Origin of the sequence: Paraburkholderia aromaticivorans (assembly GCF_012689525.1) — a bacterium.
GTDB classification, from domain to species: Bacteria; Pseudomonadota; Gammaproteobacteria; order Burkholderiales; family Burkholderiaceae; genus Paraburkholderia; species Paraburkholderia aromaticivorans_A.
In genome coordinates this window covers 1,883,209-1,910,170 of sequence record NZ_CP051514.1, presented here as the reverse complement: position 1 = coordinate 1,910,170, position 26,962 = coordinate 1,883,209, and the positions used below count along the sequence as shown (strand labels likewise).

The window sequence follows — 26,962 nt, the reverse complement described above, 5'->3', positions numbered from 1 at the left end:
CGGCCCCAAGCAACTACGGTCCCGTGCAAGATCATTGCTGGATTGCTCGAATTACGCGCGACCGTGCGAGACGCGAGACTGCCGGGCAAGCGAGTCGACGATCACCGCGATCGCCAGCACCGCGCCGGTGATCATGAAGCGCAGCGAGGACGACAGGTTCAGCAGCGTCAGGCCGCTGGCGATCGACTGGATCACGATAATGCCCAGCACTGCCGAATACGCGCTGCCTCGGCCGCCGAACAGGCTGGTGCCGCCGATCACGGCCGCTGCAATGGCGTTCAGGTTCACGTCGCCGGTGCCGGCCTGCTGACTGGCCGAGGCGAGCCGTGCCGCGGTCAGCACGCCGCCGAGTGCGGCGAGACTGGCGCACAGTACGAAGGCGCTGGTGTAGATGGCGCCGACATTGATACCGGCGCGTCTCGCGGCCTCGTGATTGCCGCCGACCGCGTTCATCGATCGGCCCCAGCGCGTCCTCTTGAGCGCATAGTCCATCGCGACCGAGAGGCCGAGAAAGATACCGAACATCAGTGGAACGCCACGTCCCTGGTTGAGGTAGGCAACCACAGCCTCCAAAAGTACGGTGATAGCCAGGGCGCGCACAAAAAGGCTGCCCAGCGAGGGCGCCGAGAGATTGGATGCTCGCCGGCGCTCACGCGTGCGCAGCCCGATCACCAGCATCACGACACCTGGCACCAGTGCAAAGAGGTACGAAACGACAGCCGGGATGATGATGAGTTGCCCGAGGTTCACCATCGTCGAACCATAGGGGAGGTTGATCGACCCGGTAGCGCCTAGCACATACAGTTGCATCCCGAGGATCGCGAGCAACCCGGCCAGCGTCGCGACGAAGCTCGGCATGCCGAGCCGGTTGAGCAGAAACGCGTACAGGGCGCCGACCACCGCACCGACGACGATCGCAGCGACGATGGCCAACAGCACCGGCCAGCCGTGGTTGACCCAGAGCATCCCGACGAGGGCCGAAGCAAAGCCGCTCATCGAACCTACCGACAGGTCGATCTGCCCCACCATCAGCACGCAGACGATCCCCAGCGAGATCACGCCGACCGTCGAGCAGTCGAACAGCAGGTTGACCAGGTTGTCGGCCGAGAGGAACACCGGGTTCAGGCTGGTGAACACGGTCCAGATGATGATCAGGCCCGCGACGACCGGCAGCGATCCCAGATCGCCCGAGCGCACCCGCTCGACGAAGGCGGCCACGGTGCCGCCGACTCCAGTGGCGTGTTTGACGCGGACATCGCTGCGGTCGAGCAGCGTCGACGGCTGTGGCGCGCCTTGCGGTTCAGGCTGCGAGCCGCCTTGAATATCGTTGCTCATGATGGTTCCTTAGTCTAGGTGCCCTGTTCGGCCTGGCGTCGGCCGGCGCGACGCGACACGGCGTTCTCGGTGGCGCCGGTGATCGCCGCCACAAGTTCCTGATTCGAGGAGTCGGGATAGAAGACGCCATTGTTGCGGCCCAGCCGCAGCACCACGATCCGGTCCGCCACGGCGCGGACGTCCTCCATGTTGTGGCTGATCATGATCACCGCGTGACCGCGGTCGCGCACCCGCTCGATCAGATTCAGCACCTCGGCGGTCTGGGCCACGCCCAGCGCTGCTGTCGGCTCGTCGAGCATGATCAGCTTCGGATCCAGCAGCAACGAGCGCGCAATTGCGACGGTCTGGCGCTGGCCGCCCGAGAGCGACGCGACCACGTCGCGCACGCTCGGAATGCGCGCCGAGAGCTCGTTCAGCAGCGTCCAGGCCTTCACCTCCATCGCGACCTCGTCGAGGCGCAGCGGATTCAGCTCGCGCCCGAGGTAGATGTTCGCGACGACGTCAAGGTTTTCGCACAACGCCAGGTCCTGGAACACCGTGGCGATGCCGAGATCGAGCGCCGCGCCCGGATCGGACAGCGTGACCTCCTTGCCGCCGAAGGTAATGGTGCCGGCGCTGGGTTGATGGACCCCGGCTAGAACTTTCACCAGCGTCGATTTGCCCGCCCCATTGTCGCCCACCAGGGCGACCACTTCGCCGGCATGCACGTCGAGTTCGATGTCCGTCAAAGCCGAGACCGCTCCGAAGTGCTTCGAGACGCCGCGCAGGCTGAGCACCAGTTCGCCGCGCCTGGATCGTGATGTGGAGTTGTCAGTCATGGGACGGATACCTCATCGAGAGTAGAAGGACCCGGCACGAGCCGGGTCCGTGCGGCGATTGCGTCGCAATTGCGTCGGGTATGCGCCGGATCAGTAGGTGATTCCCAGCTTCTTGCATCCTTCGGCATAGCGATCGGTACACAGATCCTTGCCGCTCGCGAACCCTTTGTCGACAACTTCCGCCTTGAGGTTCTTCGCCGTGATGACCGCCGGCTTGAAGAGCTGGGACGGCGTATTGAAGAGCGTCGTTTCAGCCTTGGGCGTCTGGCCGGAAAGGAAGCCGACGGCCACCTTCGCCGCTGCGGCAGCGACGATCTCGCTCGGCTTCAGGATCGTGTTGTACTCGTCGCCCGCGATGATCAACTGCAATCCCGCGAGCGTCGCGTCGTTGCCGGTTACGGGGGGCACCGGGTTGACGCCGGCTGCCTTGAAGGCCGCGACTGCCCCACCGCCCGTGCCGTCGTTAGCGGCCACGACACCGACAATCTGGGAGCCGAAGCGCGTGATCTGCCCGCTGACCCACTGCTGGGCTTTCGGCGGCGCCCAGTCCGGTGTGTCGTACTCGGCCAGCGTCTTGTAGCCGCTCCCCTGCAGTCCAGCGTGGATACCCTTCTTGATCAGTCCCGCGGCCGCGTCGGTCGGCGAACCGTTGACCTCGAGCACGCCGCCCTTGGTGGTCGGCACGCCCGTTTCCTTCAGGTGCTGGACGAGTGACTGCGCGATGGCCTTGCCGATACCTTCGTTGTCGAACGAGACGTAGTAGTTGGCCGGCGTCGAGGGCACGGGCCGGTCATAGGCGATAACCTTGATACCCTGACCCTGCGCCATGTGGACCAGCGACGCGGCGGCTGTCGAGTCGACCGGGTCGAGGACGATCACCTTGGCGCCTTGCGCGATTACCGAGTTGAACTGCTGCTGCTGCGTCGAGACGTCGGCATTGGCATTCTGGTAGAGCACCTTGCAGTCGGGGCAGAGCTTGCTCATTTCGGTTTTGAAGCCGGGGAAGTCGTGCTGTTCGTAGCGGGTCGACGCCTGGTCGGGCATCAGAAAGGCGACCGTGCCACCGGGCGCGGCCAGTGCCGCCGTGTTACTCAACAAGCTCAGACTCAGGGCGCTAGCGCCGATTAGTTGGTTCGAAAGTCGGGTCATCGAATGTCTCCATTATTAGAAAAATTCCGGCGTAGCTGCTGTCGTGTCTGTGTCGCGAGTGAGCTCCTTGCATTTTTTCGTCTTTGCTGGCGGCTTCCAGATTAATGCCAATCACTTGCCTCACTTGCGTTGGCCCGAATATGGGAAAGTTGCCGCGTCGTGTTTCATATTCTATGTAGTGCGCGATATCTCCATTCCAGGTGCTGAAGGTGTTGCGGCTTTGTTTGTCGGGTAGTCATGGGCGGTCTTGTGCAACGGCTCCAGAGTAGACGCTAGCCGGACACTTCCGAGGCACGGGCGGCGTCAGGCGGTTCAGTAGCACTGGCAGCATTGAATTGTTGAAATGCGCGCCATCGCGAAGGCGACATGTCCTTCAGGGAAAGGAACTGGCGGTTGAAATTCGACAGGTTATTAAAGCCGACCTGATAGCAGATATCGGTGATGTTCAGTTCACCCGCCATCAGTAATTGACACGCGAGATTAATGCGCAGCCGGTTCACATACTGCACGAAAGGCACGCCGGTGTGCCGACGGAAGTATCGCGAGAAGGCACTGACGCTCTGTCCCACGAGTCCGGCCAACTCCGTTTCGCGCAACTCCTGCGACAGGTTCTTGCCAATGTAGGAAAGCACGTGATTGATGCGCGTCTGCGCGTAGCGCGCCGGGTCTGCACAATAAGCTGCACTCGCCAGCTTCACCGGCGCGACGCATTGCACGAGCAAGTCAAGCAAAGCAAGAAACAACGTGATGCGCCGCATGCCTTTCGCGCCCAGCATCTCGCGCATGATCGGTTCAGCAGCCGCGCCCGTTTCCGGTGTGAACAGTACACCCCAACGCGATGCATCGAGTAACAACTCGACGCGCTTGCACTCCGGGAAAACCTTGATTACGCGCGTAACGAACTCTGCATCGAATTGCAGAATAAGACAGCGTTCATCCACACGGTCGCCCTGCGGCACATTGCTGACCCAGTTATGCGGCAGATTCGATCCAACCATCACGAGATTGCCGGGCGCGAAATTGCCGATGTAATCGCCTACGAAGTATTTGCCCGTCGTCGACGTAATCAGCTGAATTTCGTATTCAGGATGGAAATGCCAGCGCACCGTGCGATAGGGATACCCATGGGACCAGATCTTGAACGACTCATCGCGCGGCACGGCGACCAGTTCCAGATCCGGCTGGGCGATTTTGGCATGGCCGGCATCGGTACGCGCCGTGACACCCAGCGTCGTGTGCATCTGTCCTCCTCCTCAGCCTATTCTGCTTTTGCCAGCCGCATACGTCGTATTGCGTCCGCCATGAGAGAAAGCTAGCCCTGCCTCGGATATCTCGCCACTGAAAATAAGACGGCGAACTGATACTTTATTGCATTCGGGTAAGTCCGTACGGCAGTGTGGGTTGTTTTTTATGCACTGCGCGGGTCCGGTAATCAAGCTGCGCGAGGCTCTCTGCAACGCCCGGCGTTTGTGGCACGATCACCCGACAGATAGTCAAGATCCCCCGCATCCGGCTCAGGGCTTTATCGGGCATCGCACGAAATCGCCTTGGAAAGCCGATCTCGACAGCAACGGCCGAGTCTGCGTCAATCAGGTGTTGAACCAGCGTATGTGCAAGCGGCAACAAATGCGCTGGTCACCGCGGGGAGTCCATCTTGCTTGCCCAGGTCCGATGTGCCTTCGTCAACGGCGATCTCATGGACCGACTCACGAGGTGCAGGGAGCCAAAGACACCTTTGTCCAACGAAGCTGTCGAGTTCATCGAGTTCTTTGGCCGTGCATCTGAGTTACAACCCCAAGGTTTTAACGCTCCCCACGCACGCGGTTTGCCTCGCCCATGCTATGCAGAGTGGTGACCGATTCGCTTCGGTCTACGGCGGCCAAATAGACTGTCGAAACGAGATCATCGAAAAAAACAGGGCGAGTACAGCGAGCTTTAAATAGCCGACCCACTTTTCGTTCTAACGACAAAGCATTCCGCATCGGGGAATGCAACCGAGCGCGAGGCAAGTGATGCGAGTCATCCTGTCTATCTGTGCCATTGCGCTGTCGAGCCTGTCGGCTAGCGCCTTCGCGGACCCGGACACCTATCCGCCGTTGCCCGCGCTCAACATCGATATTGCGCAGACGTCGGTCTCCGGCGCGAGCGATGCCACCGTACCGCGACCCGTGGTCAATCAGGTGCAAGCGTTCTACGCCGCACTGGGCGTGCCGGCGCAAAGCGTCTCGACGGTCGAACTGGACGACGCCGGCCACGTCACGCCCCCTCTGAACTACGGGGTGGCGTGCATACAGCGCGAATCGCCGTTCATCGGCAAGTGCCAGGTCGATGGCGCGAAAGCCATACTCGGCTGGATCTACGGACCTGATCCGTTCGCGTCGCCGGTCACCATGACACCCAAAGGACGCTACGTCCGCTTCGGTCAAACCTACCATCTGCCAGCCAATCGTCCTTCGAGTTTCACCTGGACGACGGCCACGGACAGCACCGGCTGGGTCTATGCGCCGAGCAAATGCGACGCCGGAGCGCCGTGCAGTCTGCACGTCACGCTGCACGGCTGCGAGCAGGGCCAGGACTTCTTGCCGCTCGACTCGCCGCTGGACGGCGGCCTCTTCTTCGGCACGACGTTCGTCCGGCATGCGGGCTATACGCAGTGGGCGGATAGCAACCGGATCGTTGTGCTGTTTCCGCAAGCTCAGTCGATCCCCGGTCTGAACCCGTATGGGTGCTGGGACTGGTGGGCCTACACCGACAATCACTTTGCCGACCAGCAAGGCATTCAGATGCGCTCGATCCGCAACATGAGCGTCCAGTTGACCGCGTGCGCCAGCCATTGATTGGACGGAAACGCGGGACCGTGGTGAATCGAGGAGTTGCACGCGATGAAACTCAACACCCTGCTTCGGGCGGCGACGGCTGTCGGTACCGTCTTGCTGATCGGCGCCGCTCACGGCGCGACTTCCGGTGAGGCGTTCGGCAATCCGGGCGCGGCGGCGATGCACGGGCCGTCGCAAAAGTCCTTTCTCGGAACGGCGCTGAGTCCGGCTTCACAGATCTATTTCACGGGTTATCGCGGCATCGTGTCGGAGGTGTACTACCCGGTGCTCGACACGACGGAGACGGTCGATCTGCAGTTTCTCATCGGCGATGCGGCAGGCACTTTCGTCGACGAGGAGAAGCTCGCGCCCTACACCGCCGCCCAGACCGATCCGCGCACAATGAGCTGGCAGGTCACAACCGGCAATGCCGCCCACAACTGGCGGATCAGCAAGACGATCTATAGCGACCCCACACGCAATTCGCTGATCGAACGCGTGACTTTCCAGGCGCTCAACGACACACATTTGAGCGACCACAGGCTGTATCTGCTGTTCAAGCCCCATCTCGACAATGCCGGCTCGGGTAACACGGCGTTCACAGCGGCCGCCAGCAATAGCCGGACGATGCTCGTCGGCAACCGCAACTCGCGCTACTCGGCGCTCGCTTCTTCATTACCGTGGACGGTCCAACACGGCACGACGTTGGTGTCGAACGGCTTCGTCGGGCAGAGCGACGGATGGACCGATCTGCTCGGCGGGACATCACCGGACAAAACGATGGATTGGACCTATGCGTCGGCCACCAATGGCAACGTCGCGCAGATGGGCTGGCTCGACCTCGGCACCGGCAACGCCACTAGCATCTCGTTCAGCGTCGTGTTGTCGTTCGACAGCATCTCCGCGAACAACGCGATGCAGACCGCAAGCGCCACGCTCGGCGACAACCTCGACGGCCTGCGCACGAAATACGACGCGGGATGGCACAGCTATACCGCAGGCCTCTCGACGCAGAACGGCACCGCTGACAATGAGTACTACCTCGCCGCGATGACGCTCAAGACAATGCAGGACAAGAGCAACGGAGCGATGATCGCGGGCATTGGCACGCCGTGGGGCGAAACGCAGGGCGACGGCAACAGTGGCGGCTATCACCTCGTGTGGTCGCGCGATCTCTTCAAATTCGCCAATGCACTGATTACGGCCGGCGACGCCACCACGCCCGCCACCGTCGTGCACTATCTCTTCGACACGCAGCAACAGAAGACCGACTGCGGCACCGCCGAATACAACGCCAACGGTTGCGCGCAAGGTTTCAGCCGCGTCGGCCGCTTCCCGCAGAATTCCTGGGTGAGCGGCTGGCCGTACTGGCAAGGCACGCAGATGGACGAGCAGGCCATGCCGATCCTCCTCGCGTGGCGGCTCGGGCCTGGCGTCTATAACGCGTTGTGGCCGAGTATTCGCCTAACCGCAGACTATATTCTCAGCACGGGGCCGTGGACCTATCAGGATCGTTGGGAGGAAAACTCGGGCTATTCGCCCTCCACCATCGCGGCCGAAATCGCCGGACTCGTGGCCGCCGCGCGCATGGCCGAAGACAGCGGCGACAATCCACGCGCGAGCAGCTATCTCGCCGCCGCCGACTACTGGCAACAGAACGTCACACGCTGGACCTACACCAACACCGGCTTTTACAGCGGCGGGCATTATTACGTCCGCATCAATCCGTCGAGCATGAGCCACGCTGGAAGCGGGCCGCAGGTCTATGAGCCGATCCTCCTTCCGGACTCCGGACAAAGCTTTCTCGTGAAAAACGGCGGCGGCACGCAGGATGAGCGCGCGGTGGTCGACGGCGGCTTTCTCGAACTGGTGCGCATGGGCGTGAAACGGGTCAACGATCCCACCATCGCCAGCACGCTCGCCGCCTATGACGCCGTGCTCGCGATGACAATCAGGAACGCCAACCAGGCCTGGTTCCGCTATAACTTCGACGGCTACGGCGAACACAACGACGGCAGCAACTTCGACGGCACCGGCGTCGGCCGCGCATGGCCCATCTTTACCGCCGAGCGAGGTATGTTCAGCATCGCGCAAAGCGGCACGGGCAGCAGCGGTGCCGCTTACCTCAACGCCATCAGAACCTATGCGACACCGGAAGGCTTCATCCCCGAACAGATCTGGACGCCGACTGCAACGCTGCCCGGCAACTGGCAAGTCATAACGCCACAGGGATTCACGGCCGGTGCGCCAACCAAATCGATTGCGCCGCTCAACTGGGCGATGGGCGAATACGTCAGCTTGCTGGCGTCGATCCAGGCAGGCAAGGTCGTCGATATTCCGTCCATCGTGTGCGCTCGCTATAGCAACTGCGTGATAGCGCCTGTGAGCGGGCAGGCCGCAGTCACCATCAACGTCAATGCGATAACGCAGCCGGGACAGTACATGTACGTGACTGGCGGCACCGAGGCTCTCGGTAACTGGAATACCGATCTCGGCTTACCCGTGGACCCCGCCAACTATCCGGTATGGAGCAACACTGTGAATCTGCCGGCGGGCAGCAGCATTCAATACAAGTACTACCGTAAGAACGCTGACGGCACCGTGACGTGGGAGAACGTGCCGGGCGGGGGCAATCGCACGTTGAATGCGCCGGCCTCGGGCAGCGCCATCTTGAGCGACACAGTCGGTTGGTGAGCCGGGCGCGCCCGGCGCGCGTCCTTGGTCTTCTATCACCAATGGCATATATAGCCGCGCCCGTGCCCGCCAACGCAAGACGAGCCGCTTGTCCGGCGAGGCCAAATGGCTCCGTATTCTGCGCGCCGTCGCCTTCCCGCACCGCGTTCGGCACATAGGTCACCGCCTGCGCGACCTAGCCGGTCGGCACCGTCGCTATCACCTTGTTCGACAGCGTTTCGATCGCGACCATCTGATCGGCATGTTCAAGCCCGACATACACGCGCGTGCCGTCATCCGACGGCCAGATGCCATGAGACAGATTGCCGACGGGGATCGTAGCGACCAGTGGGCGGCGTCGGACACCAAGCTGACTATTGGCCGTCAGGGCGTACTCAGGTGTTGCCCTAGTTTTCCACTGTCTGCTCGACGGTGCGACAATAAAAAAGAACAAGCCACTTCGGCACTGTCTGTCGAAGGTCCGTTCAAAAAAGGGGACAAGATTATGCGTCGATACATCTATCTGGCGGCGTTGCCTGCCGCCTTCATTGCCGGCATGTTTGCGTCCCATCTGGGCACCCCCGCGCACGCTCAGGCGTCGGACGTACCGCTGACGGCGCAGATCATCGACTTGGCCGCCGCAACCGATGCCGATCTTGGCCCGCAGATTCCGAACATGGGCACCCTGCGGTCGAAGGGCCTCGTCGTCACGCCGAGCGGAACAGTCGCCGTGCAGACCGGTAACGTACCCAGGCATACGCATAGGGGTTCTGACGAAATCCAGTATGTGATTTCGGGAAGCGGTACTTTCTGGCTGGGTAACGAACAACGCGAGATTCACACCGGCGACCTGATCATTATCCCGAAGGGGACGGTGCATGCGGGGTCCAAGCCGACCAGCGGCGAATTCAAGGTCCTGTCCATCAAGCTGCCGCCGCAAGCGCCAGGCGACATGCAGATGGTTCCCTGAGGGGTCGACGATATCTGGCTATCGTGGTCATTCAAAGAATCGCCGCGAGCTTCCGTGCCGGCCGGGACCTGTCCGTCTCGCTCGCAGCCTCCTGAAGATAGCAATGAAAGCTATCCCGGCACGCCCGAACAAACACATGCAGAATCATCCAGCGATCAACGGTCCCGCTCCACTGCGCAAGCCCAACCGGAGCAAGCAAAGACAGCCAGGTCAGAATGCCGAATGCTACGTGCTCACGCCACCGCTGGCCTTCCGCGTGAACCTGTCAGGACTTGGGAAGCAGCTACCGCCGCGCCGTGCAGCCGATGCACGCGGAAAGCCGCACCCAGTTATTTATATAGATCTCAAGGGCAAGCCCGCCAGATGATCCGCTACTGACAACGCGTGATGAACGTTGTGAGTAGTCAGAATAACGGCCATTCCGCTCGCGCGGGCCTGATGGATCAGCCGCAGCCGATTTCAGCTTCCTTAACGCCGAGAGCGGACGTTGGCTCATCCAAGATTAGTACCCTACCCCCGAAGTAAACTGCGCGTGCGATCACCATTGCCTGTTTCTCACCACCTAACATTACGCCGACGAGCCGGCTACCGTCGCGCACTCGCCGGATCCCCATCGCAGACATCTACTAGAGGGCAACTCGGTCGATTTTCTTGTGGTCTATACGCTTCAATGGGCCCCACCCTTTGGTGGGCTCAACGCCTAGAAAAAAGTTGCGGGATACACTCATCAACGATATGACCCCGGCGTACTGGTGAACCGTCGCAATTCAAAGATCCTGCGCATCACAAGGCGAGCGAAAATCGAGCGTTTTGTTGTCGACAAAAACCTCACCAGACGTCGGACGATGCACGCCCGACAGAATTTTTATCAGGGTCGATTTGCCGGCGCCGTTATTCCCCCAGCAAACACAGCACTTCACTTAGAGCAACGTTGAGGTGATGTCGTTCAGCGCAGCGATTCCAGCGAAGTGCTTGCAAGCATTCTTGAACTCCATAACGGGGCTATATCCTTTGGCTGTGCCGGCGCTTATCCAGGAGCAATGTCCAATCAATAACAAAGCTGACCCAACCTAAGTGACGGGGCAGAGCAAGGAAACATGACGACTCGATATTTTCTCGACACGGAGTTTAACGGCGTCAAGGGTGAACTGCTTTCCGTCGATCTCGTCTCGAAGCGCGACCGCGGCCTCCCTTACATGCCTTGGGTGGCGGATCACGTGGTGCCCTTTCTGTACTCGAGCCGGGTGCCGGACAAGACAGTTAGTTGCAAAGAAGCGCAAGCCGCACTCACCGAATACTTTTCCGATGAAGCGGAGATCGCGGTGGTCGCCGATTGGCCGGTCGACGTCCAGTATTTCAGTGAGCTTCTGCTGACCGGTCTCGAGACGATGATCGATATCCCCGGCATCAAGTTTGAAGTCCGTGGTATCGACGCCGACCCAACGATCTGCCCGGGTGCGGTCCAACACAATGCCATGTCGGATGCGATCGCACGGCGGCAGCGAGTACTTACTGACGAGATGATCCCGGCGCTCGAACAGCTTGCTCACGCGAACATGAACTCGATCCCTGCTGACGTCTCGGTAGCGCCAACATGCCGTGTCTGGCTTGACAACACGTTCTGCCAATCATCGCCGGCATCGTTCGACCAGATGTTGCGCATGCCGATGGTGCATCTCGCCGACCTCATGCCTTTTTAGGTGCCGGCTGGATCAAGGTAGGGGGCTGGAATGCAACTAACAGGGAAGCAGACAACAAGCCCACCAAAGACAGCGTGGCACGACTTGAGGCCGTAGCCACAGTCTTCTGCTCTCTCATACATACGGGCACAGACGTCTATCCGCCAGCCGTAGACGAAAACGATGCAACCGCTGATTAAAGGAAGGCGGAGATGCCTAGCTGGAGCGTTGGCCGACTCAGGCCAGACTCGATACGACGCGCCCGATGTTCCGCGCGGTGATCAGCGCAGATGAGCGTGGTCGTGACCGTGCGATTCAAGAATCGCCGACAATCTCTCGATCGCGCTGGGTCTATAACGCCATGAAGGTCGGCCCTGCCCGTGGCAAGACCCTGAATTTCGAAGAAGTCGCGCATGTGCTGAAGATCGGTCTGCTGGATTTGCAGAAGCTCGCGAGCCGCGGCGTGTTCCCCGCGTGGGAACTTGTGGTCAACGACTGGAACGCTTGGACGGAACGCAGCGTACTTGCGTGGATCGCCAAGCAGCCGCAGCGTATCTGAGCACATCAGGCCCAGCTGTAAAAGCTCACTGCACTGCTGCTTGCCATGCGAGAAACACTCGGGGGCCCCGCTTCGAGTGATTCAAGCAACACCGGTTTCAATCCCGCCTACCGTCTCCTTGTGCGGTGGACAGCGCGTGAGTCGGTGAAGTGTTCGTTGCGTCGCGTGGTTGGTGACGCAGGTGTCGCGGCCGGCCTTCGGGGCGGCCTTTATGCCGTCGTCGTGTGAGTCACCGGATTTCAACGACATACAACTCACTCGAATTTCAATTAGTATTCCTCTTCAACGTGCTAGGCGAGACCAAAAGAAAGCCACGCGGCATGAGGAAATCTTCATAGAAACATACTGACCACTTCGAAGCGAAGCAGGCGCTGGACGCATACCTGCTCGCACATGGCCCCATGAGCACTTTGACTCAGAAGCTGATCGCAGCACTCGCGCAAATGCTCGCCAACAACGCCCTGTCACGAGTCGAAGTCGTCATGGGCAAAAACATGGTCATGGGTCGCAACCCTGCATCACCGATCCCCGTGCATCCACACGGATCCCGGGTGGCTCGATCTGTCGCCTGGCACCCCCATCTGTCTCGCGATTGTCTGGGTTTCGCCGCGACTCAACCAAAGGTTTTTGTAATGTTCTCATTAACTTAGATTTTCCAGGAAGCCATCTTGAACAGACTTGCTATTACTCTTATGTTTTTTGCCGTTTCCTCGATGGCCACCGCCGCGCCGAAGTGGGTTGGAATTGACAAAGACGATTACGTCATGGCCGCGATCGACGCGTCATCGGTCGGACGGCTGGCAGACGGCCGCGTTACCTACTGGCTAAAGATGATCACCGACGTCGGGCGCAGCTCGGAGGGTAAGGATTTCACCTATCTCTACACCGCGAAATGTGACGCAAGCGGCTTCGAAGTCCGAGTGGCGCGTGCTTACGACAACAACAAGCTCACCTGCTCCGACGGCGAGCCGAGAAAGTCCCCCAGTAGGTACCAAAGTGCCTGACGGCACGCCTGGGTCTGAGAAAGCGGTAGCGCATGTCTGCGTCCGTCTTCCCGCCAAATAACTGAGAGGAACTGATGATGCCTGAGACGGCACAAACAACGAGATCGTGTCCTGCGTGCGGACTCATGGAAATTTCACACGTGATCAACGGTGGAGGCAAAGAGCAGTTTGTAGGTGACAAGTGTGTCCACGCCTATGGCCTGTTGCAGCACACTCACGACGCGCTTGGTGACTGGAACACTGAACACGCAACAATCGTTGACCAGCGCGGGCAAGACTACTTCGTCACCACGACGAAAAACACTGGCCTCTTCCGGCGCGACACCCTAGAACAGTCCACCTGCAACCTTGTATCTCTAGTCGGCGCCGACACGGTCCACCGTCGGAAGGGTTCGCGCGGCAACCTGTTCACGAAGTTCACGCGAAAGGCTTCAGCGTCTACGGGAGTGCGTCGAACACAATCCTCTCACTCTCTCGCGCGCTGAGAAAGCAGCGCCAGTAGCCTTGAGGGCACACCCCCGCGGCGTGCTTTTTGCCGGCCAAAGCGTACTTCGTCACCCCCCGCTGGTGGTCACGCACTGCCTTTCTTCGCATTGCCGGAGTCTCGATATCTCTTTGCTTGACTTAAGAGGTTGAGCATCGCGCCCTGCAATCCGTCAGAGCCCAACCAGCTCGTCCCATTAACAACCGGATCCGACCGGTCCCAGAAAAACGCCGCCCGGTCTATCAGATCATCTGCGGCCAACTTGAATCTCTCCTCGTCGCGGTTGTGATGTTTCTTAATGAGCCCGACTAGCCAATACGCCGTTTCCTCATCATCGTCGCCCGTAGAACCGCTGCCTCCGTGAATGCCACTCTCCGCATCAATCACCTGAAGAATGTCAGACCAATCGCAGCGACAGAGTGAATTGCGCTGTGGAACGCCGTCGCGGCCGATATCACCTTTACCGCACTCTTGACTCGGTCAGCATGCTTTTTACCGCCTTTCTTAGCGCGCTACGGCTTGCGCACTTATGGACTCCACAGTGGTCTTTCCAGCCAACGCGGGGTTCTTGCAGTTCTGACCGCATTGTAGATGGGCACTGCACCTCTTTCCCTTTCCGAGGGTAGTCGGCGAGCTTCCCTCTCTATGTAACCAGTCGTTTTGCATCAGTGTCGAATTGACCCGAAAAGCGCGCAAGCCCTCTCCGTTGGGCGACCCATAGAAGACCCTTTTTATTTGGATCCTTGAGACTATGGACCGACGTTTCGTGAAGGGTCATTCCCCAAGGAGCAGACCATGGAAGGCGGGATTGAATAGGCAGCGGTGGACCGGTTCGAGGATGGTTGATTCATTCAGGCAGGCGCTAATAACCCGAGCGACGTGGCGCGTGCGTTAGTGCTGGCGCGCGAGGATCCGGCGGTGCGCTAATCGTCCATCAGCTCGCATTCTCTGCGGAGTCTTTGAGATCGACAACACGCTGGATGTGATGGGAAGTTGAACGAGGAATGGAAAGTCGAGGACGGAGCACAAAAACCGCCCGTGCGGCGACGAAAGAAAGCACACCGAACGCGGTTTAGGACCAATGCTACTAAATAAAATAGCATCGCAAAATCAAGGGCTTAAAATTTTTAAGCTCGCGGTGGACGAATAACGAAAGCCGAATAGGAGAGTGCGTCGCCTGCTCCCAAGGCAGAAATGTTTTGCATGTCGCAGGGGACCGACAAACCGGAAGCCTATGATCTGCCCCCTTATTCGCGATAAATCGCCGAAATTCTTAACCTGTTTCTAGCTTTTTGGCTCAAAACCAAGCGCGAAGCGGGTTTCGGCGGGGTCGGAGCGTGCAAAGTTTACTTGCGTTTACCCAGCGCGCAGTCTACATTGCACGGAATTCGACAGCCACAGGCATTTTTCCACCCCGCTGTCCAAAAGACCACGGAGCATCCTGATGACATCAACCACGCGCACATCCGACAGTTCGGTAGCCGACGAAGCGCCCATTGCGAAGCCTTCGTCAGCTGATGCTGGATCGCTTTCGCTCTCCGCGCCTGGCGACACCACGGCCGAAGATTTGCTGCTGCTCGCGAACCGCTCGACGGTGATGCTCAAGAAGATTCGCGATGAAATTCTGAAGCCCGAGCCGCGCAAGGTCCCGCCCCTAGTCTCCTCGACCCGAGTCCAGGAAATGTGCGGGATAGATCGCAAGCGGATGGCCTACGCGCTGCAAACGACATCCCTCCCGCAGGGAACGCAAACACGTGCTGGCGGAGTTCGGTCTTTCACCATCGAGGAGACTATCGAATGGGTGAAGGCTGAACTGAAACCGACTCCACGCCGCGGCAAGGGCAAGGTTATCACCGTCGCCAATTTCAAAGGTGGCGTTACCAAGACCACGACTTCGACGCTGCTCGCGCAGGGCCTGTCCATGCGTCGCGGCCGCAAGGTCTGTCACATCGATCTCGACCCGCAGGGCAGCGCCACGACCCTCTACGGCTACAACCCCCACGCCGAGATCGAGGAGGACGACACCATCATTCCGCTGATTCAAGCGTACGTGGACGGTACAGATTTTGACATGCGCACCCTGCCGGTCAAGACCTACTGGCCGAACCTCGATCTCATCCCCGCTTCGCCCCAGTTGTTCAATGCCGAGTTCATGTTGCCGGCGCGAGCGAATCTGGCGAAGGAGGGTGATTTGCGGTTCGAGCAGGTCCTGCATCGTGGGCTGGAGGCTCTCACCGAGGAATACGACTACATCATCATCGACACGGCGCCGACGCTCAGCTACCTGACGATCAACGCGGTGTTCGCAGCCAATGGCGTGATCGTACCAGTGGTGCCGGACATGCTGTCTTTCGCGTCCATGGTCCAGTTCTGGCATCTGTTCTCGGACCTGATCACGGGCATGGAAGAATTCGGTGACACAGAGAAAAAACGCTTTGAGTTCGTAGATGTGCTCGTGACCCGCGTGTCTCCGAACAAGGCCGCTACCCGCGTGCTACAGCAGTGGATCGCGAACTTGTACGGCTCGCGCGTGATCCCGGTCGAGATTCCAGAGACCGATCTTGCCCGCAACACCAACCTTCACTTCCAGACCATCTACGACATCGACAAGTACGAAGGTGGGCTTGAGACACTGCGACGGATCCGCAACCCGATCGACCAATTCGTAGATTTCGTTGATGAGAAGGCAAGTGCGTCGTGGCTGATGGGAGGTCGGGCATGAGTTTGAAAGACAGGATGGCGAAGGGGTTGGCGATCACGCTGACGGCTGAGGACGAGGCGACAGCCGCGTCCATGAAGCCGACAATGCCGACGACAGGCCCAGGGCAAACGATGCAGATCACCGCCCTGAGAAAGCAGATCGAAGAACTCAAAGGCGAACTCGAGAAGCGGGAGGGAGCGAGCGGCGCGACGGAAACCCGGTTGAAGGAACTAGAGGCTCAACTGGCCTCTGCCGCGATCGAGGTAGAGATCGCACTCTTGGTAGAGGTCCCGGGACGTCGCCGGTACAAGCCTGAAGAAAAGAAACTCGAACTGCGCGAGAACCTTCGCCACAACAAACTTGTTGAGCCGATCGTGATCCGGCGAATGGCGGATGGTCGTCGGTTCGAGATCGTCTCGGGCCACAACCGAGTGGACCAGTACAAGGCACTGGGTCGGGACAAGATCAGGGCAGTGATCGAGGAGTCGACAGACGACGAGGCAGCAGCTAGTGCGTTCTATTCGAACTTGCTGCAGTCCGACCTGACCGACTACGAAAAGTATCGCGGCTTCAAACAGATGCAGGAGCGGTTCCCGACTATCACCCAAGCCAAGATGGCTGAACAGTCGGGACTCTCTGAGGCCATGATCTCGTACATCCTCGCGTTCGACGATCTGCCCAAGGAAGTCATCGCGGTGCTGGACGAGAATCCCGCACTGATCGGCTCGCACGCCGGGAAGACGTTGGCAGGGCTGGCCAAAACCGGCCGCTCCGCGGAGGTCATCGCCGCAGTCGGGCAACTGGCAGAAGGGAAAATCGATCAGACGCAAGCCGTCAAATTGGCGTCGGCCAAGCCGCCGAAAGCAGCGGCGCCAGCTGAGACAGTGAAGATCAAAGCCGGAAAGGCGGACTACTGCGTGATGCGCAGGGCTGCCAATGTCGTGCGTTTGCAGTTCAAGTCAGATGAAGAAGCGAGCCGGGTGCAGTTGGCGCTGCAGAAGGTTCTGGAGGCAGAAAGCGCGAGGTTCACGGCTGGTGAGCGGGATTCGTAAAAACAGATCGCTTTAGAATCATGGACTTAAAAATTTTAATGATCGACTGCGGAGATCTTTGATGATCCATTGACCCTAGAAAAACAAAAGCCCCCAGTTGGCGCTGGAGGCTTTTGAATCACCGGGCTTGACGACTTTGGAAGTGGTCTGTCCGCAGTACTCTCCGCTTGGCGGCGGTGAGTTGTACAAAGGTTGGCACCACATGTACGGCTCTGAGTGTAGCGGATAGATCAGGTCAGTCAAGTTTTTCCAATCCATTTTTCGAAAAATGGACGACTGACATGTGTATCGCGCAACACTTCGTTGCTGGCGAGGAAGAACTTCGCCCTACTGCAAATTCGGACACGGAGACACTCTCCACGGACGCAATCAACCTGCCGTGGGTGATCTTGCGCGCCGTCCATCAGGCATCTCGCATCGACGGAATCCCTGCGCGCGCACGCGCTGTTTTGGCAGCACTTGCGCGCACCGTGGATGCGAAAAATCCGTACGGCCAGATCTTCGCCCGGCGTGAGTTGCTGACCGAGCGCGCGATGCAGTCCGAGCGCACGTTTTATCGCAGCCTTGCGGACCTGGAAGCAGCGGGACTGGTCGAGCGGCCAGCGCAGCGTCGCTACGTCCAAGCAGGTCTCTTTGGACGTGCCTACCTGCACCTTACCGAACGTGCAGCGATCCTCCTTGGTCTTATCGAAGCTCCCGGCGCTCAAGGGGAGGAACCAACCGCTGCCGCCCCCGCTGAAGGTTTTCCGCCACCGTCTGACAAGGTGGCAGGCGGTGGTATATCTAAGGATCTTTTCCCACCTTCTTTTCAAAAGAGACAACCGGGCCAGCCCCCTTTGGATCTTCAGCGCCTGCGGTCCTTGGGATTTCGAGATTTCCTGATTTTCAAACTGATGCGTGAAGCTCGTGAAAAGGGCAAGCGTTTGTCCGATGTCGTCGAAGCGACGTGGGAGCATCTCAAAAAGGCCAACCGGCCGATCTGCTATCTGCGCGCACTGCTCACCAACACCGTCGATTTCTCCTTCCAGGTCCGCAGCCGGCACGCCCAACTTAACGCTGAACGTGCCGCCGTTGAAGAACGGCAGATCGCTGACTCATTGGTCCGCCAGGTTGCGGGCGCGGCCTTCGTCGACGCTAGCGGTCAACGCAAGTTCTTAGTCGATGCCGATGGTCTGTCACTGTCGGTCTACCACGTGGAGGAGGGCGTTGCGCGCCGTGAGGCGGGTCAGTGGCAACTGCGTTTCGCAGAAGCGCTTAGGTCTGGCAAGATCCGTGTGGCTGAGGAGGCCGACATCGAGGCGTTCGCTCAAGCCCGGCGCCAGGTGGCCGCTGCGAGCAGGACAGTAGCCGAAGCACCCCGCGTGGTAACGGAGACGATCACAGACCATTTGACACTTCTAAAAGGTGCGTTGCGGCGATTCTCGCCGGCTTTAGCGAAGACTGCATAAGCGGGAGGAGGGCACAAAAAGGCCCGCCTCGCGGGCGGGTCTGCGGCCAGCTTCATCTACTTCCCGGTTGCACGGACGCGATATCCGACGAGCCCTGCAACGATGCCCGCCACGACTACTAGCCGCTGCAATTGCTTATCGCTCACCGAATTGAACAACAGGACACAGACAACGCCGAGGAAGACCACACCAACCCCGGGTACCGCCTCCAGCAACAGGAATATCTCTCAGCGATTCGCATGTTGGCTTCCTGCCGCTCCAAAGCGCGGCGGTGTTGTGCATCTTCCCTCGTCACCTGTTTTTCGAGTAAGTCAATCACAGCCTGCAATGCGTCCTTTGGTTCATCGTCCTACTTCTTCATTTTGCAGAATTCCTTTTACCAACCCGCTGCGGATGCCCAGCCAGCGAGCCAGTCTCTGCTACTTGCTCGGGGTTGGTCCTCACCCGCAAGGCCCCCAACTCTTTCGCTGCTGGGCGTACCAATGCACGCGGGAGCTTTATAGTTCTTTCGGTACATCCGCTCGATGCCTCTGCGCCAAGGATGGAGATGCTCTTACTCTAAGATTATTCTCAATATTGCGTTACATCCAGCGCCCAACTCAAGGCCTTTTCCGGCCGGCGGCGAAGTGCGTCAGATGACCCAAATTCGCAACCGTGAAACATTGGGAATTTTTTATCGGGGAGCCGAAACGTATGCCTGGCATTGATTTGAAGCCCCGCGCACTGGATTGTTTCACGGACTTCGGGCGACGTCCGCACGTGAGGCGCGGTAGAAACGCCCCGAAAAACGCTAACGTACAAATCTGTACGGTTTAAGTAGTAAACGTTACGAACGTACGAGGGCGCGTATTGCATTGTGCAGCCACTGAGTTGGCTACAGTAAGAGGCGCGTCACTTCGTAGCATTGAATCGATCCAATGGGCGCTCGAAAGGCGCCGAAAATGCACGTCTCTCTGCCGAAGTGGGATTTACACGTTAATCCCACTCGGCGACCTCATCGCTCTCCGCGCAGCGCAAATCCCTACGGCCAAAAGGCGCTGAAATCTCGGTGCCTTTCGTCGCTAATCTCGACTTGAAAATTGTTCCAATGGTAGCCATTCATCAACGGTTGCCATGTGTCTTTTCAGTAACTGTATAGACCGGAGACATAGCTGACAGGTGTGCGGGGACATGGTTGACACTTCCGGGTACGAAAACTCCCGGTCCCGACCATGCCCTGGAACGCAAGAGACACCATGAGCCTCAGACAGGAATTTGTTCATCTGGCCAGTCAGCGCACGCTCACGATGACCGAGCTGTGCGAGCGCTTTAACATCAGCCGGCAGACCGGCTACAAATGGCTCAAACGTGGCGAAGACTCATTGGCGGATCAGTCGCGTCGCCCAGCCAGTAGTCCCTCGAAGACCGCCGTTGCCATGGAGCAGGAGGTGGTACGCCTGCGTCAGGCCCATCCGCGCTGGGGTGGCCGCAAGATCAGCCGGCGCCTTCAGGATCTGGGCTTTGAAGCGGTACCGCAGCCCAGCACCGTCACCTCTATCCTGCACCGTCATGGCCTGATCCTGCCCGCCGATTCAGCGATGAGCGAGCCCTGGAAACGCTTTGAGCACGAGCAGCCCAACGTACTCTGGCAGATGGATTTCAAGGGACACTTTGACACCCTGGAACAGGGGCGCTGCAGTCCCCTGACGGTACTCGACGATCACTCGCGCTTCAGCATCCTGCTACGCGCCTGTGGACCAACCGACACCGCCACGGTGCAGGCGGGCTTACGGGAGGCGTTTGGACACTACGGCTTGCCGTTGCGCATCAACACCGATAACGGCTCGCCGTGGGGCTCACCTGGCAGCCCGGGGCAACTCACCGAACTGGCCATCTGGCTGATCCGGCTGGGTATCCGCATCAGCTACAGCCGGCCTTACCATCCACAGACGAACGGCAAGGACGAGCGGTTTCACCGTACGCTGAAGGCAGAAGTGCTGAACGAGCGAAGCTTCGCCACCCAGGAGCACGTGCAACGCGAACTGGACCGCTGGCGCACCATCTATAACTGCGAGCGCCCGCATGAGGCGATCGGCATGGACACGCCGGTCAGCCGTTACAAGCCTAGCCCCCGCGCCTATCCATCGATCCTGCAGGAGCCGGAATATGGACCTGACGACGTCGTGCTGCGGGTCAAGGCAAATGGCCAGCTACGCTTTGACGGACGGCAACTGAAGGTCTCCAAGGCCCTTTATGGGCTGCCAGTTGCGGCACGTTCCAAGCAAGGCGAAGACGGCGTATTTGAATTATGGTTTGCCCACCACCGCATCATGACGCTTGACCTCAGAAGCGAAACACAATCACCATAAAGTGTCAGCGATGTCCTCGCACGTATGTCAATCATGTCTCCGGTCTATACAAGTAACAAGCGTCAAACCGCGCTATCGACGGCCCCCGGCATGTATGCCGAGGAAGATCCGAGCACAGTGATCTTCGAAACAAGCACGAGGCTAAAGGTCGAGTCGAATCGCTGGATGCTGATGGCCTTTGTCCTCGCCGCCATAGCTGGCGGTGCTGTCTGGACCCGGCAGTCGCCCCCGTCGGTTACGCGCGTGGTCGGAGTTTCTGCTGACGTGAGCGGGCATCTCGTCGTGACGGAACTCGTTGCGTACAAGCCCGACTCCCAGGCAACACGGACGAGCATGATGGATATGGTTGTCCGATGGTTCACCATCGCACCGGTTCTGACCGACAGCCTTCAGACATCCCGCATGTCGGCCAACATCAATTCGGTGAAAGCACAGATGATTGGCGCTGCCGCCGACCAGTTCAAAGGCTGGCTGCATGACGACGCTCCCTTTCAGCAAATCACGGCCAATCCAAAACTGATCCGCGAAGTCAACGTGCGAAACATCCCACTCCTTGAGGATCAGACCGCTCTCGTTGAGTTCACAACGACAACCTCTCAGGCGGGTGCGACGGGCAAGCCGGACGTCAAATTGTATGCGCTGACGCTGCGCTACCAGATCGTCGCACCGACCGCCGACGCAGCCCTGACGGTTAATCCCTTCGGCATCTATGTCCCGTTTTTCCGCCTCGAGCGGACCGGTGGAGCTTGACACCAACGATCACGAAACACCAACGGCCGACTCTCGGTTTCTTTGTCATGCTCGCAGCGACTGTCTTTGCAACCCAGCCGGTCTGCGCCAAGAAGCCACTGGACACGGGAACACTGAGCCCGGCATTGATCGTGGGCGACACTATGAGCCCAGTGAGTCCAGTGAGTCCCTTCAACGGTGGTGCGAACCCGCTCACGATGCCTGGCGATGCCCGGATCGGCGTCTTTCCGTACAGCCGTGACCAGATCTTCCGCGTCCTCACCGCGCCGCTGAAACTGACCACAATCGAACTGGAGCCGGGCGAGAAGCTGATTACCGATCCCGCGATGGGCGACAGCGTCCAGTGGGAAATCGACGACGACAAGATGAACCACGTGTTCATCAAGCCGCATCAGGCGGACCGGCACTGTCAGGTTGATGGGGAGGCGGCGGTAGAATGAAGTGATAAAGAAAACGAAATCGCTTTATCACGTCCACCGCTTCCCTGCCGTCGTCATCAGCTGCGCGGTTCGGTGGTATTTCCGGTTTAGCCGATCACATTCGGACTACGAAATTTTTCGTACGTAATTCTTGCCGAATGAAAAAAGACGGAATATCTTGAAGCGATTCCGCAAATCAGTTCTGCCTATTAGCATTCCCGTATTTCTTATAGAAAGGGGTATGAAATGGCAACATCGGGTCACAGCGCCCTCGGCGATAGTGCCGCGCGGCAGTTAGCAAACGCCACCAAAACTGTTCCTCAGCTGCCACCATTACGCCTCGCTGGCTCACGCACCTGCTGCAGTGGGTTCCGGTCGAAGCGGGCATCTATCGGCTCAACCAGGTCAAGAATCCAGAGGCCGTGATCGCGGCATGCACCGCGCGCGAAGATGAGAGCCAGTTGCCCACCACCTACGTGCCTTACGAAGAAGAGCCACGCGAATATTTTCTGAACGCGGTGAGCACGATTGTCGAAGTGCACACCCGCATCTCCGATCTGTACAGCAGCCCGCACGATCAGATCAAGGAGCAACTGCGCCTGTCGATCGAAACGATCAAAGAATTGCAGGAGAGCCAGTTGATCAACAACCCGGATTATGGGTTGCTGGCGAACGTCGCGGACGAGCAGCGCCAGGTGCCGCTCACCGGTGCGCCGACTCCGGACGACCTCGACGAGCTGTTGACCAAGGTCTGGAAGGAACCGGCGTTTTTCCTCACGCATCCTTGGGCGATCGCAGCGTTCGGCCGCGAGTGCACGCGCCGTGGCGTGCCGCCTCCAACCGTCAGCCTGTTCGGTTCGCAATTCCTCACGTGGCGCGGCATTCCCCTGATTCCTTCAGACAAGGTGGCGATCGAAGACGGCAAGACGAAAATCCTGCTGCTGCGGGTCGGCGACAAACGTCAGGGTGTAGTCGGTCTTTACCAGCCGGGTGTGGCAGGCGAGCAAGGGCCGGGATTATCGGTGCGTTTCATGGGCATCAACAACCAGGCGATCGCTTCGTACCTGGTGTCGCTGTACTGCTCGCTCGCCGTGCATACGCCGGACGCGCTGGCGGTCCTCGAGGACGTTGAAATTGGCAAGTACCATGACTATGCCGATAAATACCTCTAGTTCGCCGACAGCTTATCCCGATCCGACGCCAGCGCTTCCTGCCGGTTTGCCCGATCCCGCGACACTGACGCGGCTCGCAAACGAGTTTTTTGCCGCGCTGCCGGGTAGCACGCCAGTCGGTCGCGGCGTACCTGGCAGTGCGCCTTCCGAGCTTGCGGCAGCAGCGCCCGCGTTGCCGGCTTCGACGAATCCGGTGCCGCCGGGCTCGCCGTTCGCCGGACCGTCGGGCGCAGGCAGTGGCATACCCGGCGCGGCGATACCGCAAGGCAAGGTGCCGGGCGCCAACCTTGCTCCGTCGGCGCCGACCCACGTGCTATCGCTCGGCAATCGTGCGCCTGCCTTGTTGCCGCATGCCGCCGCGCAGAATGGCCTGCCCGACAACCTGGTGACGGTCGCGCCCGCGCTCGACAGCCGCTACGGTGGCGTGGCGCTCGGTGTGCCCGAAGCCGCGGCAGCGAATGTACCGGCTGGTGGCGCACCCGGTCGCAGTAGCGCGTCGCCTTACTATTTTCTTGATCTCGACCGGCCGACGGCGCACGGCGGCGACGGTGCGCCGCTGTCCGCGACGTCCCTGCTTGACCCGTTGTGTATTCCATCGCTACTGCCTGACAGTGAGCCTGAGAGCGATGTTGCGCGCCGAGGATCTCCGTTCCGATTGCCACGCGAGGTCGCGGATGCGACACCCGCGCAATCGAACGCCACGGAGCGGTATTTCCTGGACGATCTCCGCTCGCCCTCGACCGGTGCACCGACCTTAGGCCGCACCCGTGAGCCAGCCGCACAAGGGCAGTCCGGCCACCCTCAGTTCGACGTGAACGCGATCCGGCGCGACTTCCCGATCTTGGCAGAGCGGGTCAACGGGCGGCAGCTGGTGTGGTTCGATAACGCCGCCACCACCCAGAAACCGCAGGCGGTCATCGATCGTCTCGCCTATTTCTATCTGCACGAGAACTCCAACATTCATTGTGCGGCGCATGCGCTGGCTGGGCGCGCCACCGATGCGTACGAGGGAGCGCGCAGCAAGGTCCAACGCTTCATCGGCGCCTCGCAGCCGGAGGAGATTGTGTTTGTGCGCGGCACGACGGAAGCGATCAACCTGATCGCGAAGTCGTGGGGCGTGCAGAATGTCGGAGCGGGTGACGAGATCGTCGTGTCGCATCTCGAGCATCACGCGAACATCGTGCCGTGGCAGCAACTGGCGTCGCTGACTGGCGCGACGCTGCGGGTCATTCCGGTTGATGATTCAGGGCAGGTGCTACTTGAAGAATACAACCGGCTGCTGAGCGACAAAACGAAGATTGTCTCGGTGACGCAGGTGTCGAATGCGCTGGGCACTGTCGTGCCGGTCAAGGAAATGATCGAATCGGCGCATCGCGTTGGTGCGGTCGCGCTGGTCGACGGCGCGCAGTCCGTTTCGCATATGCGTGTGGACGTGCAGGCGCTCGACGCGGACTTCTTTGTTTTCTCGGGGCATAAGGTGTTTGGATCGACCGGCATCGGCGCGGTCTACGGCAAGCGGGCGCTGCTCGATGCGATGCCGCCGTGGCAAGGCGGCGGCAACATGATCGCGGACGTTACGTTCGAGCGCACCGTGTTTCAGCCTGCACCGCATCGCTTCGAGGCTGGTACAGGCAACATCGCGGACGCCGTCGGTTTGGGGGCGGCGCTCGACTATGTGACGCGCGTCGGCATCGAGAACATCGCGCGCTACGAGCACGAGTTGCTCGACTACGCCACCGCCTTGATGAAGCCGATTCCGGGCGTGCGTTTGATCGGCACGGCGCGGGACAAGGCGAGTGTGCTGTCATTCGCCCTGAACGGCTATACGCCCGAAGAAGTGGGGCGCGCGCTTAGCGAAGAGGGCATTGCTGTGCGCGCTGGCCACCATTGCGCGCAACCCATCCTGCGGCGCTTCGGACTCGAGGCGACCGTGCGGCCGTCGCTCGCGTTCTACAACACGCCGGAAGAGGTCGACCGGATGATTGCCGTGGTGAGGCGACCGGCAAGGCACTGAGCGGCGAGATTGCAGTGCGGCCGGACGCGTGCTACGGGTCCTTGTATTCACCTACGCCAGTTTCGCGCTCAATGCAAATGGTGGGCTGGATACGGGCTATGCCGGCAACCTCTACCTGAAAGGCAGCGAGCAACGCGGCGTTCAGCTTTTTCCATGGTCACGCTTTCAAGAAGACGCTCAATGGAGACAACTCCATTCCCGTGTCGTTTGGCGGCGGCGACGCAAATGTCAGCCTTGAAGAGAACGTGGTCGGAATCGGCTTCGGCAAGCAGTTCTAGCGCTTCCGGTGACGGGACAATGGATCGATCGGCCGCAGGCGGCGTTCGCATGGTACTTTGTTAAGGTGGCCACCCGCTTCAGGGAACGCTCGACCCCAATGGAATCTTTCACACCCTATAGCGCGCTGGGCGGCGGTCTCCTGATTGGGCTCTCAGCCACGCTGCTGCTCTGGTTCAATGGCCGGATTGCCGGTGTCAGCGGCATCGCGCGGGGGCTCATGTCGCGCGATCGCAGTGGGCTTGCGTGGCGCGCGCTGTTCCTCGTCGGGCTCGTCGGCGGGGCTTGGCTTTACTATTGGCTCGCCGCCCGCGCTGGATACGGCGGCGTTATACCGCGCGCAAGACCCGCTTTCCCACGAGGATTGCTGGTCGCCGGGGGCCTCGCAGTGGGTTTCGGCACGGCCCTCGCGCGTGGTTGCACGAGCGGGCACGGCGTATGTGGCATTGCTCGTCTCTCGCCGCGATCGATTGTCGCGACGTTGACCTTTCTCGCGACAGGCATCGTGACGACCTATGTGGTACGCCACGTGTTGGGGTTCCAATGAAGCTGCAGCGCCACCTGGCCAGCCTCGTGTGCGGACTCCTGTTCGGCGCGGGGCTTGCGCTTGCAGGAATGACGCGTCCGCAGAAGGTGCTTGGCTTTCTGGATGTGGCTGGGTCCTGGGATCCCAGCTTGTTACTGGTGCTGGGCAGCGCGGTCGCGCTCGCCGCCGTGGGCTTCCATTTCGTCCTGCGGCGGAGTTCGCCGCTGCTGGCACCGTCTTTCGATTTGCCAAAGGCAAAGGCGATCGACCTCCATCTGATTGGGGGCGCCACGATTTTCGGCGTGGGCTGGGGGCTCTCGGGCTATTGTCCTGGTCCGGCGATCGCACTGCTGGCGGCGCCCGATACAGAGGCGCTCTATTTCTTGCCGGCCATGCTGGCGGGGTGGTGGCTGTACGAGCTTGTGGCGAGTCGGCGTTAGCACATTCAGGCGCAGCCCACCGAGCGAACGGTAGCGGAGGCGTCGATCGCCGTGGCCGAAGCGCGCGCGCTCACCACGACCGTTTCGCTAGATGCCGGTTCGCGTCTATTCGAACTCGCCGGCACAGCTGCGACACTTGACGGTCTTGGCCTCGACCGTTTCTGGCGCAACGCGCGCACTCACACGCTGCACGACCCGGTGCGCTGGAGGTATCACGCCGTGGGCAACTTTTATCTCAACGGCAAGCTGCCGCCGCGACATGGCGCCTTGTGAGTTGGACTGGCCTCGCGCGTACGCGGCAGCGGATTTGCGGCAGCAGACAGCGGAGG

General features: G+C 60.0%; 21 protein-coding genes and 5 pseudogenes. 19 read left to right on the top strand and 7 right to left on the bottom strand.

Annotated elements, in window-relative coordinates; genetic code table 11:
• Positions 1–51: 51 nt before the first annotated feature.
• From HF916_RS08975 to HF916_RS08960, 4 genes are all read right to left on the bottom strand, one after another.
• Positions 52–1,218 carry a sugar ABC transporter permease gene (locus HF916_RS08975; RefSeq protein WP_240975195.1) on the bottom strand — a complete coding sequence of 389 codons (1,167 nt, stop codon included), beginning with the start codon at positions 1,216–1,218 and terminating at the stop codon, positions 52–54.
• A 131-nt stretch (positions 1,219–1,349) separates the two neighbouring features.
• Positions 1,350–2,153, bottom strand: coding sequence for an ATP-binding cassette domain-containing protein (locus HF916_RS08970; RefSeq protein ID WP_168788558.1), 804 nt, complete (start codon positions 2,151–2,153; stop codon positions 1,350–1,352).
• Positions 2,154–2,243: 90 nt separating this feature from the next.
• Entirely contained in the window at positions 2,244–3,302 is a 1,059-nt protein-coding gene (locus tag HF916_RS08965; RefSeq protein WP_168788557.1) for an ABC transporter substrate-binding protein, read from the bottom strand.
• A gap of 272 nt (positions 3,303–3,574) precedes the next feature.
• Positions 3,575–4,543, bottom strand: coding sequence for an AraC family transcriptional regulator (locus HF916_RS08960; protein ID WP_168788556.1), 969 nt, complete (start codon positions 4,541–4,543; stop codon positions 3,575–3,577).
• A 771-nt stretch (positions 4,544–5,314) separates the two neighbouring features.
• Between HF916_RS08960 and HF916_RS08950 the strand changes: the two genes are divergently transcribed.
• Both HF916_RS08950 and HF916_RS08945 read left to right on the top strand, forming a co-directional pair.
• A complete protein-coding gene (locus HF916_RS08950; RefSeq protein ID WP_168788555.1) occupies positions 5,315–6,139 on the top strand; it encodes a poly(3-hydroxybutyrate) depolymerase in 825 nt (274 codons plus the stop codon).
• Between the two features lie 45 nt (positions 6,140–6,184).
• A complete protein-coding gene (locus HF916_RS08945) occupies positions 6,185–8,812 on the top strand; it encodes a glycoside hydrolase family 15 protein (RefSeq protein WP_168788554.1) in 2,628 nt (875 codons plus the stop codon).
• 55 nt (positions 8,813–8,867) lie between these two features.
• Here the strand turns inward: HF916_RS08945 and HF916_RS50745 are convergent.
• A pseudogene (locus HF916_RS50745) lies at positions 8,868–9,137 on the bottom strand (YncE family protein); the annotation flags it as partial.
• A 159-nt stretch (positions 9,138–9,296) separates the two neighbouring features.
• Here HF916_RS50745 and HF916_RS08935 point away from each other — a divergent pair.
• Together HF916_RS08935 and HF916_RS08930 are read left to right on the top strand one after the other, a co-directional pair.
• Positions 9,297–9,761: a cupin domain-containing protein gene (locus tag HF916_RS08935; protein ID WP_168789085.1), complete on the top strand. Its 465-nt coding sequence runs from the start codon at positions 9,297–9,299 to the stop codon at positions 9,759–9,761.
• A 103-nt stretch (positions 9,762–9,864) separates the two neighbouring features.
• Positions 9,865–10,128 (top strand): hypothetical protein, encoded by a 264-nt coding sequence (locus HF916_RS08930; protein ID WP_168787331.1) that lies wholly within the window; start codon positions 9,865–9,867, stop codon positions 10,126–10,128.
• 76 nt (positions 10,129–10,204) lie between these two features.
• Here HF916_RS08930 and HF916_RS52005 read toward each other — a convergent pair whose 3' ends face one another.
• Both HF916_RS52005 and HF916_RS52000 read right to left on the bottom strand, forming a co-directional pair.
• The gene (locus tag HF916_RS52005; RefSeq protein ID WP_431311397.1) at positions 10,205–10,330 is read right to left on the bottom strand and encodes an ATP-binding cassette domain-containing protein; all 126 of its coding nucleotides are present in this window, start codon (positions 10,328–10,330) and stop codon (positions 10,205–10,207) included.
• Positions 10,331–10,528: 198 nt separating this feature from the next.
• Positions 10,529–10,681 (bottom strand): ATP-binding cassette domain-containing protein, encoded by a 153-nt coding sequence (locus tag HF916_RS52000; protein WP_206001719.1) that lies wholly within the window; start codon positions 10,679–10,681, stop codon positions 10,529–10,531.
• A 177-nt stretch (positions 10,682–10,858) separates the two neighbouring features.
• Here HF916_RS52000 and HF916_RS08920 point away from each other — a divergent pair, with 177 nt between their 5' ends.
• The 15 genes and pseudogenes from HF916_RS08920 to HF916_RS08850 form a co-directional block, all read left to right on the top strand.
• The gene (locus HF916_RS08920) at positions 10,859–11,461 is read left to right on the top strand and encodes a hypothetical protein (protein WP_168788553.1); all 603 of its coding nucleotides are present in this window, start codon (positions 10,859–10,861) and stop codon (positions 11,459–11,461) included.
• Between the two features lie 244 nt (positions 11,462–11,705).
• On the top strand, positions 11,706–11,999 hold the full coding sequence (locus tag HF916_RS08915; RefSeq protein WP_168788552.1) for a hypothetical protein: 294 nt from the start codon (positions 11,706–11,708) through the stop codon (positions 11,997–11,999).
• Between the two features lie 668 nt (positions 12,000–12,667).
• Complete coding sequence (locus HF916_RS08910) at positions 12,668–13,003, top strand: hypothetical protein (RefSeq protein WP_168788551.1); 336 nt, start codon at positions 12,668–12,670, stop codon at positions 13,001–13,003.
• 1,928 nt (positions 13,004–14,931) lie between these two features.
• On the top strand, positions 14,932–16,209 hold the full coding sequence (locus tag HF916_RS08900) for a ParA family protein (protein WP_168788549.1): 1,278 nt from the start codon (positions 14,932–14,934) through the stop codon (positions 16,207–16,209).
• Complete coding sequence (locus HF916_RS08895) at positions 16,206–17,240, top strand: ParB/RepB/Spo0J family partition protein (protein ID WP_168788548.1); 1,035 nt, start codon at positions 16,206–16,208, stop codon at positions 17,238–17,240. The genes HF916_RS08900 and HF916_RS08895 overlap by 4 nt, the downstream gene beginning before the upstream one ends.
• Before the next feature lie 281 nt (positions 17,241–17,521).
• Positions 17,522–18,688 (top strand): hypothetical protein, encoded by a 1,167-nt coding sequence (locus HF916_RS08890; RefSeq protein WP_168788547.1) that lies wholly within the window; start codon positions 17,522–17,524, stop codon positions 18,686–18,688.
• Positions 18,689–19,899: 1,211 nt separating this feature from the next.
• Complete coding sequence (locus tag HF916_RS08885) at positions 19,900–21,036, top strand: IS481 family transposase (protein ID WP_168788546.1); 1,137 nt, start codon at positions 19,900–19,902, stop codon at positions 21,034–21,036.
• A gap of 33 nt (positions 21,037–21,069) precedes the next feature.
• Positions 21,070–21,786: a type IV secretion system protein gene (locus HF916_RS08880; protein ID WP_240975194.1), complete on the top strand. Its 717-nt coding sequence runs from the start codon at positions 21,070–21,072 to the stop codon at positions 21,784–21,786.
• A 47-nt stretch (positions 21,787–21,833) separates the two neighbouring features.
• Positions 21,834–22,175: pseudogene (locus HF916_RS08875) on the top strand (TrbG/VirB9 family P-type conjugative transfer protein); the annotation flags it as partial.
• Positions 22,176–22,230: 55 nt separating this feature from the next.
• Positions 22,231–22,338: pseudogene (locus HF916_RS50740) on the top strand (IS6 family transposase); the annotation flags it as partial.
• A 113-nt stretch (positions 22,339–22,451) separates the two neighbouring features.
• Positions 22,452–23,377, top strand: a pseudogene (locus HF916_RS08870) (family 2A encapsulin nanocompartment shell protein).
• Positions 23,352–25,391 (top strand): family 2A encapsulin nanocompartment cargo protein cysteine desulfurase, encoded by a 2,040-nt coding sequence (locus HF916_RS08865; RefSeq protein ID WP_168788545.1) that lies wholly within the window; start codon positions 23,352–23,354, stop codon positions 25,389–25,391. Before HF916_RS08870 ends, HF916_RS08865 begins: the two are co-directional and overlap by 26 nt.
• 376 nt (positions 25,392–25,767) lie before the next feature.
• Entirely contained in the window at positions 25,768–26,214 is a 447-nt protein-coding gene (locus HF916_RS08860; protein ID WP_168788544.1) for a YeeE/YedE family protein, read from the top strand.
• Positions 26,211–26,633 (top strand): DUF6691 family protein, encoded by a 423-nt coding sequence (locus HF916_RS08855; protein ID WP_168788543.1) that lies wholly within the window; start codon positions 26,211–26,213, stop codon positions 26,631–26,633. The genes HF916_RS08860 and HF916_RS08855 overlap by 4 nt, the downstream gene beginning before the upstream one ends.
• Before the next feature lie 6 nt (positions 26,634–26,639).
• A pseudogene (locus HF916_RS08850) lies at positions 26,640–26,906 on the top strand (SfnB family sulfur acquisition oxidoreductase); the annotation flags it as partial.
• Positions 26,907–26,962 lie beyond the last annotated feature (56 nt).